The sequence below is a fragment of the Ruminococcus sp. RTP21358st1_G6_RTP21358_211008 genome (assembly GCF_040908885.1).
GTDB lineage: Bacteria > Bacillota > Clostridia > Lachnospirales > Lachnospiraceae > Blautia_A > Blautia_A faecis.
This window is the reverse complement of the sequence record NZ_JBDGDM010000012.1, coordinates 55,987-72,588: the sequence shown is the minus strand read 5'-3', so window position 1 is coordinate 72,588 and position 16,602 is coordinate 55,987. Positions and strand designations below refer to the sequence as shown.

Here is a 16,602-nt window from a genome sequence, read left to right as displayed (position 1 = left end):
GGTGCATGATTTCGTAGTCGTTCATGAATGCTGCCGGATTTTGGGCAGCATTTGTTTGCCCTGACCTGAGTCTGTAGCTACATTATAAAAGGTGACCTTACGTTACCTTCAAGACCTTTTTTACAATTATTTCAAGTTTGTTACTTTTTCACAAAGAAATACCCCTGCATCCTTGGTGATATGGAATCCATTTTCTGTTTTTTTCTTAACAAGGGCGCGAAAATCCTTGTAACGGTCTGGCAGATACTGGTTCTGATTGCCGTGGCAGGAGAGAATATAGGAGATTAAAGGCTCCGCATCGGTAACGATCAGTTCGTCTTCATAGGATTTCCAGGTGATCTTCTGAAAATAAGGGGAAAGGATATCCGTCCCGTTTTCCCGGCCAAAGCGTTCGTACAGTTTATCTGCGGAGAGGGCAATCCTTTCATCGAAGGACTGGACTAGAAGGCTGACCTCCCGCATATGTCTGGAACCGTAGGTACTGCAAAGAAAACGTCCGCCTGGCTTCAGGATTTTTGTTACATTTTTGCACACCTTTCCAATGTCGTCACAGTAAAAAAGTACATGATTGGCAATGACCAGATCAAAGGTGCCAATCCTTGGAGGAATGTTGTGACAGTCAAAAGCTTTGAAAGAAAAACGGGGATCTTCTCCGCCAATGGCACGCCTGGCGTCACGGAGCATACCCTCGGAAATATCAGAAAGGGTAATGTGTATGTTCCCTGGCAGTTTTGATAAGTTCTGGGTCCAGAGAGCTCCGTCACCGCATCCAAGCTCCAGAATATTCATTCCCTCATGAATCTGGCACTGCTGGCAGATCCAGGGAAACCAGCCTTCCTGGTTTACAGAATAAAGACTGTGCAGGTTGATCCTGGAAGAAATGTTGGAAGCATTCTGGTACTGATTTTTCAGACTTTTTTCCATGACAGTCAGATGGATCAGGTCCAGCATACGGCTCCAGTCCACGGTATGTTCCTCAGAAATGGCCTGGGCAGTATCTTTCAGTGTTTTTTCCACAAGCTGCATCTGTTCAATCCGGTCCTGTACAAGCTTCAGCTGTACATTCAGGGCATTGAGCATAAAATGGCTGTCCGGGTCTTCGATAGTCATCTCCCGGATATCCTCCAGGGAAAATCCAAGATATTTTAGCAGCAGGATCTGCTGCAGCCTTGCAAAGTCCGTGTCAGTATAAAATCTTGCGCCGGACTCGGATACAAGAGAAGGTTTCAGAATATCGTGCTGGTCGTAATAGCGGATGGTCCGCAGTGTTACTCCAGCCATCCGGGCAAACTGACCGGAAGAGTAGTAGCCGTCTTTTTTCAAAAAAACACCTCCTGGATTGCCAAATGTTATATTATATTATAGGGAAAATTTATCTGGGGTGCAATGGAAAGTTTGAGGCAGGTTATGGTTTATTACACTTACAAAAGAACAGCTTGCGGAATATTACTGGCAGATCCTGTCGCAAAGAGGCGAACGCTTTTCCTTGTGCTTTTTTTATCTGTGTGCTACCCTTTAAGCAAGGTCAGCGGGGCCGAAGATGAATCTTAAAACTGGCAGTTCTGTCAGTCTTTTTCCACAATAAAATGTAAGGAAGAGAAGAAAAAAGGACAGGAGGTTAACATGAACCTATTCGATTTTACCTACTGCGGTAATTATAACCGGCAGATCCAGAACCTGGCCAGGATATCCCCTGAGAAGTGGAGTTTTGGGCAGTCCGGGGATAACGGGATCCTGAAAGGTTATCTGGAAAATACATTCCGCAGACTGTATGAGGAAGGAAAAGTACGGGAAGAGAAAGAATATGCCCTTTTTCATACAGGACTCTTTAATCAGTATTATCAGCCAATTTATGCTTATTTTGTTCCAAATGTAGTACCGGACAGACAGAAATGGTATCTGGAAGGATTTTATACAGACTACTCGCTTTTAAAAATAAAAATCACGGATCTGCCGCCCAGGGCTTCCTATGTGGAAAATCCTTCCGATCTGGTGTTTGATACCAAGCTGCCGGTGGTGCCTCAGTATGAGCATATTTTTGATGATGAGGAAAATGTGCAGCGGCTTCCTTCCGCAGTGAGGGAGAGCGGCATGCGGGTACAGCTTTTTGATGGAGCCTTACAGCAGACCAGACGGATACTGGAGTCAGACTACAAGGCTGCCATTCCTCAGTATTATAACCATTCCATTCAGCTTTTAATCCCAATCTGCCTTCAGAATCCGGGAATTCCGGATCTGGCACTGGCCTGTATGAAAACTCCGGATGGGACCAAATATCTGGGACGAACCTGTCTGACTCTCCGGATGGCCTATCACAATGCCAGACTGCTTGCAAGGCTGGACGGGAGCTGGCTGAGGGCGTGAAGAAGTTAGAGAAAATGAAATACCTTCAAAGAGGATATTGGAACAGTAATCGGAAAGCTGCAGTTTCCTGGCAATGTCCTGCTGTTATGGGGCAGATTGTGAACAGGGATAAAGAGTGTGAAAGAACTGTGACTTTCTTTCGGAAAAACTGTTCAAAATATATAAAACGTGTTACAATATAAAACTATCACAGAGAGAAAATCAGAGGTAAGGACTACATAAGACAGCAAGTCCTGGATCGATCAGAGAGGCAGGAATCAGACCTTGGATTTTCTTATGGAACACAGGAGAATGTATGAGAATCGAATTAAAAGACGAAAATCAGGAAGAACCGCAGAAAATTGATGAGAACGACATCCGTTACAAACACGAGACCGATCTGACGAAGAAAGAGAAGCGTGAACTTGAGAAAATGAAGCTTGCCAGTATGGGCTGGAAGGGAAAGCTTCAGTATATCTGGGCCTATTATAAGCCTCAGATGGCAGCCATTGTGGCGGTGATCGCCATAGCCTTTTTTGTAAAAGATCTTTACGAAAATTCCAGGATCCATACAGCACTTACGGTTATGGTAATTGACTCCTACGGAACGAAGCAGGAGGAAGCCGAAGAAAAGGTAGAGAAAGCGCTGGGAATCCAGGATGATCCATATGAAATCGTCACAGTAGACGAAAGCCTGCGCACCGGTGAAGACGGAGTTGCATTGGAATCCTACAGCCAGATGGCCTTTACCACCAAAGTATCTGCCAGGGCAGTGGATGTGCTTATTGGTTCCGAAGATTATATGGACGGTTTTGAGTTCAAAGATGAGTATTTTATGGATCTGACAGAGCTTTTGCCAGAGGATGTTTACCAGGTATTTGGGGAGCAGGATGACAAATACAGCATTACCATTGATTCTGATGAACTGGCAGAGGAACTTGAGGTGACCTATGAGCCTGTTAAGATCGGAGTTCTCGCTAATTCAGAGAATGTGGAGAATGCAGTGAAATGGCTGACGAAACTGGCAGAAGAATTATCGTAAATAATGAAGGGAGACGTGTGAAAGCTGCCGCGTCCCCCTTCCTTTTTCTGTAAAAATAGGCCGGATTTTCTGGGTGCATTTCACATCAAAGCTTTTTCAGATAGTGTTTTTCAATAAAAGAGAGAACTCCATATAGCCCCATGGCAATCAGACACAAAACCACAATGGACATCAGCACCCAGGTAAGCTTGAAGAAGTGCGTCTGCAATCTGAAAGAAAAATTATGTAAAATTTAGAAAAAATTTCGTAAAAATGTCAATAGGATATTTGACCGAAATAAGGTATCCTAAACAGACAGAAGAGATTTTAAAGGATAACAGGAGAGAAGGATATGAAGGTTTTGCTGGCCGGGAATACCGGTTATGTGACAGAAGAATTTGTAGAAGAAGCATTTCCAGAATGTCAGGTGATGGTACTTGGAAATAAAATGCTAAAGACAGTCCGGAGAAGGGAACTCATTTCCAGACCATTTCCCAGGACGGAACTGGAATTTGGAGATATTTTTCGGACATACGAATTTGAAGCTGTGGTATACTTTTCTAATTATCTGACCTTACATGGAGAACTGGAAGGGGAAGCAGAGAATCTGCGCAAGATCCTGCAATACTGCAGGAAAGGGGTTCAAAGCCACTTCCTTTACGTGACAGGACCAGAGGGAATGTATGATGTACCAACAGGTAAGACTCTGCTGGTACAAAATGCAGAGGATGTGTGCAGACGCTATGCGGGACTGTACGGTCTGACGGTGAAAATACTGCGAGTACCCTATTTATATTCCGGAACCTATAAAAAAGATTTCTTTTACAGAATTTTCCAAGCTTCGAAAGAGAGCCAGAAGCTGTTTTTCCAGGAAGCTCCGGAGCAGAAAGCCTGTTTTTTATATTCTATGGATCTGGCAGAACTGATGTACAAGCTTTTTGATAACTGGAATGATGAGGAAGAGGTATTGAATGTTCCAGATGTATTTGACATCTGTTTTCAGGATGTGACCGAAGAACTGAAAAAGGTTTTATCCCCGGTCTCCATTATCTATAAAAGCAGTGCCGTTGTAGAAAAAATAAAAGAAGACGACAGACAGATCCGAACAAACTATAACTGGTTTCCAAAGATTTCAGTATTAGATCATATTTCGGAAATGTATAAAGAATATAATGAATACACAAAAAACAATGGGGGAAAAGTAAGCTGGCTTACCAGACTTTTCAATCAGAACCAAAGATGGCTGCGGGTATGTGAGTTTGTGGTCTGCTTTCTGGCGTTCGAATTTTTGCAGCGTCTTCTGGGAAATCAGGCTCAGTTTAAGATGATTGATCTGCGTCTTGTGTTTATTGTCTTGTTTGGAAGTCTTTACGGTCTGGGATATGGAATTGCCGGAGCAGCAGCCCAGACAGTATCCTTGCTTCTGGCATATGAAAGCCAGGGAACAAAGTGGTATACCCTTTTTTACGAACCAGCTAACTGGATCCCATTTATCTTTTATTTTGCTGCAGGTGCCGTGTGTGGTTATGTGCGAATGAAAAACAGGGAAAATCTGGAATTTATATCAGAGGAGAATCAGCTGATCCGGGAAAAATTTCTCTTTATGCGTGATCTGTACCAGGCGACCCTTCAGGACAAAAAAAGATACAAAAAACAAATTCTGGGCAGTAAAGACAGCTTTGGAAAGATTTTTGACATTACCAGGAAGCTGGATATTGTACAGCCAGAGGAATTGTTTATTGAAACGATGCACATTATGGAAGAGGTTCTGGAGAATGAAACCTTTGCGTTTTATTCCCTCAGTCAGAAAAACGGCTATGGCAGGCTGGAAGCTGCATCTCCCAAGTCTCAGGGAATGTACTCTGCTTCTGTCAGATTAAGTGAGTATACGCTTGCCCTGGAAACCCTGGAAAAAGGGCAGGTATGGGCAAATCGGGATTTTATAAAAGGTTATCCCATGTATATGGCTGGTATCCGGAAAGAAGGCAGTCTGGTGATGTTGATCTGTATTCAGGAGGTAAAAAACGGACAGCTGACTTTATACTATATGAATCTGTTTCAGATTTTATGTGGTCTGGTAGAAACATCACTTTTACGTGCTCTTGAATATCAGGAAGCCACGGAATACAAGAAATATGTAGAGAATACGAGGATCCTGAAGCCGGAATACTTTGAAAAAAGTCTGGAACTTCAGCATTCTATGCGTGAGCAGAAGATGGCATCCTATATCCTTCTGAAACTGAAGTATGGGAATATGACCATTGAGGATGCGGATGAGGCACTGGACCGCTGTATCAGAGAAAACGATATCCGTGGTATTTCTCCAGAAGGGGAGTTGTATCTGATCCTGACCCAGGCAGATGACAAGGCATTGCCAGTCATCCTTGAACGTCTGAAAAGAAATGGATTTGAGGGAAAGGTGCTTGATGTTCCGGTAGGAAAAGAGACAGCAGGAGTGGAATCATGACAAAAACAGCAATTGGAATCACGGCACTGGCGATTCATCTGATCATCTGCATACTGATCTGGTCAGGAATACGCACAGGATTTCTGAAAGCAAAGATGTACATGCTGTCTCTTGCCGTATTTGTACCAGTCTGGGGACCGGTGTGTGTCCTGCTCATACATTTTCAGCTTTTTTCCGGTACGGATCAGGTGAAAACAGTGGGAGTTGAAAAGCTCAGGGTTAACGAGGAAATTTATAAGAACATGTTTCCGGCCATGGAGGAAAATGACAGGGATGTGGTTCCTCTGGAGGAGGCCCTTCTTCTGAATGATTCTTCCAGGCGCCGGGAACTGATCATGAACGTTCTGAATGATAACCCGGGGGAATATGTGGAATTATTAAAGCAGGCACGAATGAATGAGGATGTGGAGGTAGTCCATTATGCGATTACAGCCATGGTGGAACTGTTCAAAGAATATGATTACAGATTACAAAAAATTGAGAAAAAATATACGAATGATCCAGATGATCCTGTTATTCTGGAGGAGTACTGTGATTTCCTGAAAGAATATCTGAGTCAGGGCTTTATGGAGAAGCAGATGGAACAGATTTACAGAAACCAGTATACCCAGCTTTTGTTAAAACAGCTGGAACAAAAGGTGAATCTCCATACCTGTGTCTGCCTGATGGAAAATCTTATGGTGCAAAGGGATTTTTTTCTGGCAGAAAAAATATTGAAAATCATGGATCAGAACTGGCACAGAGGTGAAGAATACTGGATCTGGAAAATTCGGTATCTGGCAGAACGGAAAATGGGGAAAGAACTGAAACAGAGCTTACAGGCATTGAAGGAAGAGCATATCTATCTTTCTTCCAGAGGAAAGGAGGCACTGGGATTTTGGCTGGATGGATCAAAAAAGTGAAAGCTTTTCAATTTAAGGGAATTCTGGTGATCCTGGGCTGTTTTCTGCTTATAGGAGCCATTCTGTTTGCAGAACGATCCGGTCTGTCCTACCGGGAAAAGGCAAAGAAACTGACTTATCTGGATGCAGATAAAGTGGTTACGGAAGAAACTGCGATAAAGACACTAAAGCCAACCTGCCTTGTTCTTACAGACAGCAGTCAGGCGAACAGCACCATGGCGTGGATCCAGTTCGAGCAGATCTTTAAGGACATGAAGGTGGGTACTGATCTGGTTGATGTAAATCATGAAAGTATACCGGATGATCTGTCTGATTATGAGACTGTGGTCGTTCTTTTAAGCGATTTAAGTCCGCTGAAAGAAAATGTGCTGAAGATCAGCGACTGGGTAAAAGAAGGCGGAAGTGCCATGTTCGCCCTTACTCTTCAAAAGGATACTTATGTATCCCTTATTGAGCAGAAGCTTGGAATTGTATCCTCAGGTTACACAGATGCCATGGTAAACAGCATTTATTTCGACAGTGAGTTTCTCGTCGGAGGCGGAAAAGCATACAAAGTCACAGACGGCTACGAATCGGCCTGGGCAGTGGAGCTGAGTCAGCGTGCAAGGGTATACGCCTGGGCAGATGATACGTCAGGCGTTCCTTTGATTTGGGAAGCTGATTATGGAAACGGAAAGTTTGTAGTAGATAATTTTGGGTTTTATGAAAAAGCTTTCAGAGGCTTTTTTGCTGCATCCTACAGTCTTCTTACAGATGTGGGGGTATATCCGGTGATCAACGGATCCGTCTTTTATCTGGATGATTTTCCCTCCCCTGTTCCAAATGGAGATGGAACTTATGTAAAAAGGGATTATGGCACCAGTATTGCAGATTTCTATACCAATATCTGGTGGCCGGATATGATCGCCCTTGCTACGGCTCACAATGTGCAATATACAGGAGTTATAATAGAAAATTATGAGGATGAAACAGACGGAGAGACGGAACGCCAGGATGATGTACAGCGGTTCCAGTATTTTGGAAATATGATCCTTCATCAGGGCGGGGAACTGGGTTATCACGGTTATAATCATCAGCCGCTCAGCTTGTCAGACACGGATTATGGAGATGCACTTCCCTATAAGACCTGGACAAGCTTTTCTGCCATGGAAAAAGCAATGAAAGAGCTGATGGATTTTGGAAAGGAAATGTTTCCGGAGACTACCATGTCTGTTTATGTTCCTCCTTCTAATGTTTTGTCAGAAGCGGGAAGGAAACTGCTGGGTTCCCTGTATCCCAAGATCCGTACTATTGCCAGCAATTATTTTTCCGGCGACTATGCTTATGTGCAGGAGTTTGAAGTGGCTGAAGATGGAATCGTAGAACAGCCGCGTATTATTTCCGGTGCGATCATTGACGATTATATGCAGATGGCTGCTTTGTCTGAGTTGAATATGCATTTTGTAAATACACATTTTATGCATCCGGATGACCTTCTGGATGAGGACAGAGGCGCTGCCCTTGGCTGGGAAAAGCTGAAAAACCGTCTGGATGAGTACATGACCTGGCTGAATGAAGCAGCACCGGCACTCCGAAATCTTACAGGCTCCCAGTTATCCGGTGCCATTGAAAGATATGATGCCCTGACCGTGGAGAAAGACATTACAGACAAGGAAGTGCATCTTCATCTGGGAAATTTTTACGATCAGGCGTATCTGATGGTGAGAATGAATAAAGGAACTCCGGTGCGTGTGACTGGTGGAGACTTGACTCAGGCTGCTGGGAATCTGTATCTGCTGAGCGCAGAACAGGAAGATGTGTACATTGAGTTCGAATAAATATAATGACAGCAGTGTCAAAAGGTCTTTTACTATTGGTAACATAAACATATGTATTGAAAATGCAGATAAAAGGAGAAAACAGTGAGAATCTGTCTGGTTTTGGAAGGGTGTTATCCTTATGTGTTCGGCGGTGTTTCTACATGGATGCACCAGTATATCAATCAGATGCAGGAGCATGAATTTGTGCTCTGGGTTATTGGGGCAAATGCAGAAAAAAGAGGAAAATTTGTCTATGAACTTCCAGAGAATGTTGTGGAGGTTCATGAGGTTTTTCTGGATGATGCTCTCCAGGTGAAAGAAAAGGGGAAAATGTCCCATATTTTTTCCGAAAAAGAACTAGAAAGTCTGAGCGAGCTGATGCAGATGAGGAGACCGGACTGGGAGACGCTGTTTTCCTTGTATCATGATAAACATTTAAACCCTATGGCTTTTTTGAAAAGTGAGACTTTCCTTGATCTCCTTATAAAAATCTGTAAAGAACAGTATCCGTATATTGCTTTTGCAGATGCCTTTCACACCATGCGTTCCATGCTCCTTCCTGTTCTGTATCTTATGGGAAGTGAAGTGCCAGAGGCGGATGTGTATCATGCCATATGTACCGGGTACGGCGGACTTCTGGCTTGTCTGGGCGGTTATGTGCACAAAAAGGATGTTCTTCTTACAGAACATGGAATTTATACACGGGAAAGAGAGGAGGAGATCATCCGTGCCAAGTGGGTGGTTCCATCCTTTAAGAAACAGTGGATTGCTTTCTTTTATATGCTGTCAGATATGATCTATCAGAGGGCATTTCGTGTGACCTGTCTTTTTACAAATGCAATGCGCACTCAGATTCAGATGGGCTGTGCACCTGGGAAGTGCCGGGTTATCGAAAATGGGATCGACTATGACAGGTTGTCTGGAATCCCCCTGAAAGAAGAGGATGGCTGGGTGGATATTGGAGCAGTAGTAAGGCTTGCTCCTATCAAAGATATCAAGACCATGATCTACGCTTTTTTTGAACTGTCTGCACATGTAAAAAATGTACGCCTTCACATTATGGGAGGAGTCGATGATGAAGAATATGCACAGGAGTGTTACGAGCTGGTGAAACAGCTGAAGCTGGAAAACATTATATTTACAGGGCGTGTGGACATTGTAAAATATATGGAGAAACTGGATTTTACCATCCTTACCAGCATTTCAGAAGGACAACCCCTGTCTGTGCTGGAATCCTTTGCTGCAAGACGTCCCTGTGTTACCACAGATGTAGGCTGCTGTCGGGAACTTCTGGAGGGAAAGGAAGAGGATGTGTATGGAAAGGCAGGTTATTATGTGGCACCTATGTACCGTGACGGACTGGCTCTTGCCATGGAGAAAATGTGTGAATCCAGAAGCAGGCGGCTTCGTATGGGGAAAAACGGACAGGCGCGGGTAAAGGCTTATTACAGACAGGAACGCATGATCCGTCTGTACCGGGAGCTTTATGAGGAGGTGATACAAAAGAGTGGCTGGAATCGGATTTGAACTAAAAAAACTGTTTAACAGACAGGGACTTTTTGCTTCCTTCAGAGCTTACGGATATGCGGGAGTCGTATGTACCGGTCCGATGCTTCTTGGAATTGTATTGCTTCTTGGCGTTATGTATCTTTGTGATAAAACAGGAGGCAGCAGACACAGCCGGGAACTTCTGGTGTGTATGATCACGTATACCCTTTTGTTTTCCTTGACAGTTACCAGTTTTTTGTCTATGGTAGTTACCAGGTTTATTGCGGATATGCTGTACGAAGAAAAATACGATATGGTATTGCCTTCTTTCTGGGGCTCTACAGGGATCATGCTGGTGGCCGGCGGGATCCTGTATGGAATTTTCCTTATCTTTTCCGGAGCAGGACTTCTGGACGGATTGCTGTGTCTGTGGCTTTTTGGAGAGCTGACCGTTACCTGGAATGCAATGAGTTATCTCACTGCAATAAAAGATTACAGAGGAATCATGCTGTCATTTACAGCTGCTATTGTGATCACATTTATATCCGGCTGGGTATTGCTGATGCTGGGAATTCCCCATGTGGAAGCTCTTCTGATTGCAGTGGCTGTGGGATACGGAGTGATGCTTTTGTGGGATGTGATCCTTTTGTATCAGTATTTTCCACAAGGGGAAAAGGGTGCCTTCCTTTTCCTAAGATGGGTGGATCAGTTTCTGCCTCTGGCATTTACCGGTTTTTTTATCAATATTGGACTGTTTGCCCATTTGGTGATCATGTGGGTCGGACCGCTTCAGGTACAGGTGCAGGGACTGTTTGTTGGTGCACCCTACCATGATGTGCCAGCTCTTGTGGCATTTCTTACGATTTTGGTAACAACAGTAAACTTTGTGGTTTCTGTGGAGGTGAATTTTTATCCGAAATATAAAAACTACTACAGTTTATTTAATGATAAAGGTGCTGTAGGAGATATTACCCAGGCAGGTGAGGAAATGTTAAAGGTATTGAATGTGGAATTGAAATACACGGCCTTGAAGCAGCTCCTTGCTACAGCACTTGCTATTTCTCTTGGCGGACTGCTCCTGGAGTATGTGCCGCTTGGATTTAACGATCTTATGGAAGGGTATTTCAGAACCCTCTGCGTGGGATATGGCATTTATGCAGTGGCAAATACCATACTTCTGCTGCTTTTATATTTTACAGATTACAAAGGAGCGCTGGCGGCCTCCGGATGTTTTGCAGGAGGAACTGTGCTGTTTACGGTAATATCCCTGTTTTTCCCAAGAGTATATTATGGTTTCGGATTTCTCACAGGCAGCGCAGTGTTTTTTCTGATTGCAGCCTTTCGTCTGGACTATTATACAAAGAGGCTGCCCTATTATATTTTGAGTGTACAGCCTGTGGTGGCCAGGGAAAAAAGAGGAAAGTTTTCCAGACTTGGTTTTTTCCTCAGTAAAAAACTGGAAAGGAGTCAGAACAGTGAAAAAATATAAAAAAATTGCATGTATTCTTGCCGGAAGTATGACCATGTCTTTATTCGCAGGCTGTATAGGAAATGGAGATGTAGTGCCGGAAGAAAAAAATGAGAGCACAGATACAGAAGAACCGACAGCATCCGAAACGTCACAGGAGATAAAAAAAGCAGAATCCCGGGATATTGACCAGGTTCATTTAAGAGATAAGGACAGTCTTTATGAAAACGATGACGATACCAGCGTGGTTACCATGTACCTCACTGTTTCAAAGGGGAATTCTTCAGAAAATACAGATCATACATGGGAAGAAATCAATAGTTATTCTGTCTATGATTATGAAGAGATGGGAGTAGACAGATATCAGGCGGCTGCACTTTTACAGATAGGGAATGAGAATGGTCCGACAGAGGGAATGGTAGGATATGGGGAGAATATTCCCAATGCCACGGTACAGATCCGTGGGCAGACTTCAAGCCGGAATGCCCAGAAAAACTATAAGATTGAGCTGAAGAAAAATAAAGGAACCTGGCGCGGGCAGAGAACCATTAATCTGAACAAGCATATGACAGAAGGAATGCGGTTTCGGAACAAGCTCGCCTATGACCTGCTGAAGGGCATTCCCCAGCTGATCAGTCTGAGAACACAGTTCGTCCATCTGTATGTAAAAGATACCACAGATGGTTCTGCTGACGCGAAATTTGAGGACTATGGCTTGTATACCCAGGTAGAGCAGCTGAATAAGACTGGATTGAAGAATCATGGACTGGATTCCAATGGACAGCTTTATAAAATTAATTCTTTTGAATTTTACAGATATGAAGATGTGATAAAACTCCAGGATGATCCATCCTACGACAGTGCTGCTTTTGAAAAATTGCTGGAGATAAAGGGAAGTACCGAGCATAGGAAACTGATTCAGATGCTTGAAGCAGTAAATGACTACAGTATACCAATTGATACGGTTCTGGAAGAATACTTTGATGAGGAAAATATTACATATTGGATGGGATTTCAGATTTTGATGGGAAATGTGGATACCCAGAGCCGAAACGTGTATTTATATAGTCCATTAAATTCAGATACCTGGTATTTTATTCCTTGGGATAATGATGGCAGTCTGATGAGACCTGAATATAAGATAACCGGTTTTAGTGATCAGAAAAGCTGGGAATCCGGCGTTAGTAACTATTGGGGAAATGTACTGTTCCAGAGATGTCTGAAATCAGAGCGTTTCCGGGAAAAGCTGGATGAGGCCATTCTGGATCTGAAAGAATATCTCAGTGAAGAGAGACTGGGCACTATGATTGAAAAATACAAGACTGTGGTGAAGCCGTATCTTTATGAGATGCCGGATGTGTTTTATGCACCTCTTACCAGTGAACAATATGATGAGCTTGCTGCATCACTTCCGGAAGAAATAGAAAAAAATTATCAGCTCTATGTAGAAAGTGTTAGTAAGCCTATGCCGTTTTATATTGGTGTTCCTGTTGCAGAGGGAAATAAAATGAAAATAAACTGGGATAATTCCTATTCCTTTGACGCGGAGGATATTACTTATTCTGTAGAGATAGCAAAGGATTATCTTTTTCAGGATGTGATCTATACACAGGATGGTCTTCTGATCCCGGAAACGGAGCTGGAGCTTCCGGAAGCAGGACAGTATTTTATCCGTGTGCGTGCAACCAATGAAAAGGGAAAAACACAGGATGCTTTTGACTATTATGTTACAGATGAAGGAAAGCAGTATGGCATGAGGTGCATCTATGTAACGGAAGATGGTCAGATCGAGGAAGATATTTATGAGGAATAAAAGCAGGGAAGCATTTCGAAATGAATGGAAGTATCTGATCAGTACCAGTGAAAAAGAAATGCTTATGCTCAGGCTGAAGCCATTTCTACAGCCGGATCCCCATGCCGGGGAAGGGGGATATTATATCCGCAGTCTGTATTTTGAGGATTACTGGAACAGTGCATACGCAGAAAAGGAAGCCGGGGTACTGATGCGAAAAAAATACAGGATCCGGATTTATAACAATAATGACAAATTTATCAAACTGGAGCGGAAAAAGAAGTTTGGAAGTTATATTTACAAAGAGAGTGCACCGCTTACAAGAGAAGAGGTGGAGAAAATCCTGAAGGGGGACTATGCGTTCCTTTTGTACAGTTCCCACTCTCTATGCCGGGAATTTTACATAGAATGTACCTGCAATATGATGCGGCCAAGGACCATTGTGGATTACGAACGGATTCCCTGGATCCTGGATGCCGGAACGGTAAGGATCACCTTTGATTCAGATGTGAGAGCGGCTATTGGCAGTTATGATATTTTTGATCCTGGATTGCCTGCTTTGTCTGTGCTGGAACCTGGAAAACTGATTCTGGAAGTGAAGTTTACAGAAATGCTTCCCCAGCTTTTACGCGATGTTCTGCCACCGCCAGCAGCGGAATTTACAGCAGTTTCCAAATATGTACTCTGTTATGAGAAAACCAGGTATATGAATGGATTCGAGTACTGGTATGAGACATAAAAAGAAAACGTATAACTGTGAACTATGTTCACAAAAAATATCTTGCAAAATACTGCCTTCTGAATAATTACAAAAAAGCACAAAGAGATAAGTGGAGGAATTTTTTATGAGTGTAAAGGACATGATCAAAAAATCAGTTCTGGAATCCGGAGCGTTTACCAATTATGATGTTCCGGGGATTCTCACAGCTCTTGCGGCGGCTCTGCTGTTAGGGGCGCTGATCTATCTGGTATACCGGAAGTTTTACGCAGGAGTTGTTTTTTCAAGAACATTTGCTGTTACTCTGGTGGGAATGACAGTGCTTACCTGTATGGTAACCTTGGCTATCAGTACCAATGTGGTAATTTCACTTGGTATGGTAGGAGCGTTGTCCATTGTCCGTTTTCGTACAGCAATTAAGGATCCTATGGATCTTTTGTATTTGTTTTGGGCAATCACCACAGGAATTACGGCTGGAGCGGGAATGTATGTCCTGGCGCTTTTGGCGGCTGCGATTATGATCCTGATGATCGTATTGTTTTATCACAAACAGCAGAGAGGAAAAATCTATATTGCAGTGATCCACTATACAGGAGACCAGGCAGGGGATGAGGTAATCCGCTGCTTTGGAAAAAGAAAGTATTTTGTCAAATCCAAGACCATGCGCAAAGAAAAAACAGAGATGGCAGTGGAATTGTACTGCCGACAAAATGATATGGATTTTATGGAAAAAATCCGCAGCATTGAAGATGTAGAAGATGTCACTCTGATTCAGTATAATGGAGAATATCACGGATGAAAAAGATTCTGGCAGCAATGTTGCTGATTCTGATAGTCATTCTGGCAGCTGGCGCAGGTTATCAATGGTGGTCTTCCGGAAATGGAAACAAAAAGCAGTTTCAGAAATCCCAGGAGATTTTTGGAAATCCGCTTATGGGATATGCACCAAGTGCCTGGTATGAGAATGTGTCAGAGGATATTTCGCTTTTGTATATGGACATTACCTGGGCAGAATTAGAGCCGGAAGAAGGGGTGTATGCCTGGGATTCCATAGAAGAGGAAAACCAGATAAACAGGTGGAAAAAAGAAGGAAAGCATCTGATCCTTCGTTTTGTCTGTGACATTCCAGGTGATGAGAAACATATGGATATCCCCCGGTGGCTGTATGAGAAGACGGGGGAAGACGGAACCTGGTATGATGGTGAATATGGAAAAGGATATTCACCGGATTACAACAATAAGGTTTTTATAGAAGAGCATGAGAAGGCAATCAAAGCCCTTGGAGAGCATTTTGGAAAAGACGGGCTGATCAGTTATATTGAGCTTGGAAGTCTTGGACATTGGGGAGAGTGGCATGTAAATTACAGCGATGGGATTACGAGAATCCCTGAGGAAGCTGTAAGAAATCAGTATATTATGCCCTGGCTGGAAGCTTTTCCCGGCGTAAACATGCTTATGAGAAGACCTTTTCATATTGCAGAAGCTTATGGAATGGGGCTTTATAATGATATGACCGGGCATAAAGAGTCCACAGAAGAATGGCTGACCTGGATTCAGGAAGGTGGAGATTATGGACAGGCAGAGGAGAAAGATGCGCTTGGCAGTATGCCAGATTTCTGGAAGACAGCTCCATCGGGCGGTGAATTTACCAGCTCTGTTTCCATGGAACAGATGCTGGTGACAGATCTGGAACAGACTGTAGAATTGGTCCGGAAGTCTCACACTACATTTTTAGGTCCGAAATATGCAGACAGTCAGTATAAAGATGGCTATGACAAAGTGCTTTTGAATATGGGGTACCGCCTGTGGATCTCAGAAGCTGCCTGGAAAAGGGAGGGGCAGGAAGATTGCCTGTGCCTGACCTGGAATAATGACGGCGTTGCTCCGTTTTACAAAAAATGGCCGGTATATCTGTATCTGGAGGATCCCTCTGGAAATACAGTGGAGAAGACTGAAATCAATATGCTTCTTTCTTCTGTTTTACCAGATACACAGCTTATTACTCGGACTGTATTTGAAACCCGGGATATTCCGGCACTTTTGAAGAAGGGATATGCTCTGTCTGTGGGAATTGAAGATCCCATGACAGAAAAGCCTGGCGTAAGGCTGGCAATGGAATGTGCTTATCAGAATGGCAGAAATATACTATGGTAGAAGGAAAAATAGAGTGGCTTTCGGTCCCTTTGCTTTCGGAAGAACCGGTAATAAAAAGTTGGAAGAGGTAGAGAAATGTCAGAAAAAATAGTGAAATACGAGTATGAATATGGCCTGTGTAAACGGATGCACTACCGTGGATTATGGTGCGTGCGTTATGAAGGTGTGCCAGGGCATTTTGAGAAAGCGGGTATGGCCTGTTCCTGTGCAGTGGATGGCTGTGATAAGGATTGTGCAGTTATGGAAAGTGCGGATGCCGTTATTGATCCGGAGTGGGAGTGGCATATGCTGGACAATCCGCCTGGAAGATAGAAAAAAATTACGGCAGAGACAGGAAGAACTGCATATTATACCATAAGGCATGAAAACCGGAGTTGATAGTATGAGTCTGGCGGAATCCTTAAATTGGGAGCAAGAAGAGCAGTGCACATCCGTTTTTCCACGGTCTGT

At 43.4% G+C, this 16,602-nt stretch carries 13 protein-coding genes; 12 read left to right on the top strand and 1 reads right to left on the bottom strand.

From position 1 onward, the window contains the following. Positions 1-126: 126 nt before the first annotated feature. Positions 127-1,323 (bottom strand): methyltransferase domain-containing protein, encoded by a 1,197-nt coding sequence (locus AB5Z12_RS06885; protein ID WP_173735155.1) that lies wholly within the window; start codon positions 1,321-1,323, stop codon positions 127-129. A 300-nt stretch (positions 1,324-1,623) separates the two neighbouring features. On the opposite strand from AB5Z12_RS06885, the gene AB5Z12_RS06880 reads away from it, so the two are divergent. The 12 genes from AB5Z12_RS06880 (at position 1,624) to AB5Z12_RS06825 (ending at position 16,464) form a co-directional block, all read left to right on the top strand. Then, on the top strand, positions 1,624-2,364 hold the full coding sequence (locus AB5Z12_RS06880; protein WP_173735154.1) for a DUF3825 domain-containing protein: 741 nt from the start codon (positions 1,624-1,626) through the stop codon (positions 2,362-2,364). A 295-nt stretch (positions 2,365-2,659) separates the two neighbouring features. Further along, a complete protein-coding gene (locus AB5Z12_RS06875; RefSeq protein WP_173735153.1) occupies positions 2,660-3,385 on the top strand; it encodes a hypothetical protein in 726 nt (241 codons plus the stop codon). A 331-nt stretch (positions 3,386-3,716) separates the two neighbouring features. Further along, positions 3,717-5,831 carry an NAD(P)-dependent oxidoreductase gene (locus AB5Z12_RS06870; RefSeq protein WP_173735152.1) on the top strand — a complete coding sequence of 705 codons (2,115 nt, stop codon included), beginning with the start codon at positions 3,717-3,719 and terminating at the stop codon, positions 5,829-5,831. Further along, complete coding sequence (locus AB5Z12_RS06865; RefSeq protein ID WP_173735151.1) at positions 5,828-6,733, top strand: hypothetical protein; 906 nt, start codon at positions 5,828-5,830, stop codon at positions 6,731-6,733. Before AB5Z12_RS06870 ends, AB5Z12_RS06865 begins: the two co-directional genes overlap by 4 nt. Beyond that, positions 6,709-8,550: a DUF2194 domain-containing protein gene (locus tag AB5Z12_RS06860; RefSeq protein WP_180006268.1), complete on the top strand. Its 1,842-nt coding sequence runs from the start codon at positions 6,709-6,711 to the stop codon at positions 8,548-8,550. Before AB5Z12_RS06865 ends, AB5Z12_RS06860 begins: the two co-directional genes overlap by 25 nt. A gap of 84 nt (positions 8,551-8,634) precedes the next feature. After that, positions 8,635-10,059 carry a GT4 family glycosyltransferase PelF gene (pelF, locus tag AB5Z12_RS06855; protein WP_173735150.1) on the top strand — a complete coding sequence of 475 codons (1,425 nt, stop codon included), beginning with the start codon at positions 8,635-8,637 and terminating at the stop codon, positions 10,057-10,059. Continuing rightward, positions 10,040-11,509, top strand: a complete 1,470-nt coding sequence (gene pelG, locus AB5Z12_RS06850) for an exopolysaccharide Pel transporter PelG (protein WP_173735149.1) — start codon at positions 10,040-10,042, stop codon at positions 11,507-11,509. The genes pelF and pelG overlap by 20 nt, the downstream gene beginning before the upstream one ends. Beyond that, entirely contained in the window at positions 11,496-13,301 is a 1,806-nt protein-coding gene (locus AB5Z12_RS06845; RefSeq protein WP_256144332.1) for a CotH kinase family protein, read from the top strand. Before pelG ends, AB5Z12_RS06845 begins: the two co-directional genes overlap by 14 nt. Next, on the top strand, positions 13,291-14,019 hold the full coding sequence (locus AB5Z12_RS06840; protein ID WP_173735148.1) for a polyphosphate polymerase domain-containing protein: 729 nt from the start codon (positions 13,291-13,293) through the stop codon (positions 14,017-14,019). Before AB5Z12_RS06845 ends, AB5Z12_RS06840 begins: the two co-directional genes overlap by 11 nt. Positions 14,020-14,125: 106 nt before the next feature. Continuing rightward, entirely contained in the window at positions 14,126-14,797 is a 672-nt protein-coding gene (locus tag AB5Z12_RS06835) for a DUF4956 domain-containing protein (protein ID WP_118581390.1), read from the top strand. Further along, a complete protein-coding gene (locus AB5Z12_RS06830) occupies positions 14,794-16,152 on the top strand; it encodes a DUF4832 domain-containing protein (protein WP_295260627.1) in 1,359 nt (452 codons plus the stop codon). Before AB5Z12_RS06835 ends, AB5Z12_RS06830 begins: the two co-directional genes overlap by 4 nt. Positions 16,153-16,227: 75 nt before the next feature. Continuing rightward, positions 16,228-16,464, top strand: coding sequence for a hypothetical protein (locus tag AB5Z12_RS06825; protein WP_118581393.1), 237 nt, complete (start codon positions 16,228-16,230; stop codon positions 16,462-16,464). Positions 16,465-16,602: the final 138 nt, after the last annotated feature.

Coding starts and splice junctions, on each gene's coding strand:
- AB5Z12_RS06865 (WP_173735151.1), top strand. CDS start 5,828: ATGACAAAAACAGCAATTGGAATCACGGCACTGGCGATTCATCTGATC.
- AB5Z12_RS06825 (WP_118581393.1), top strand. CDS start 16,228: ATGTCAGAAAAAATAGTGAAATACGAGTATGAATATGGCCTGTGTAAA.
- AB5Z12_RS06835 (WP_118581390.1), top strand. CDS start 14,126: ATGAGTGTAAAGGACATGATCAAAAAATCAGTTCTGGAATCCGGAGCG.
- AB5Z12_RS06875 (WP_173735153.1), top strand. CDS start 2,660: ATGAGAATCGAATTAAAAGACGAAAATCAGGAAGAACCGCAGAAAATT.
- AB5Z12_RS06880 (WP_173735154.1), top strand. CDS start 1,624: ATGAACCTATTCGATTTTACCTACTGCGGTAATTATAACCGGCAGATC.
- AB5Z12_RS06830 (WP_295260627.1), top strand. CDS start 14,794: ATGAAAAAGATTCTGGCAGCAATGTTGCTGATTCTGATAGTCATTCTG.
- AB5Z12_RS06840 (WP_173735148.1), top strand. CDS start 13,291: ATGAGGAATAAAAGCAGGGAAGCATTTCGAAATGAATGGAAGTATCTG.
- AB5Z12_RS06870 (WP_173735152.1), top strand. CDS start 3,717: ATGAAGGTTTTGCTGGCCGGGAATACCGGTTATGTGACAGAAGAATTT.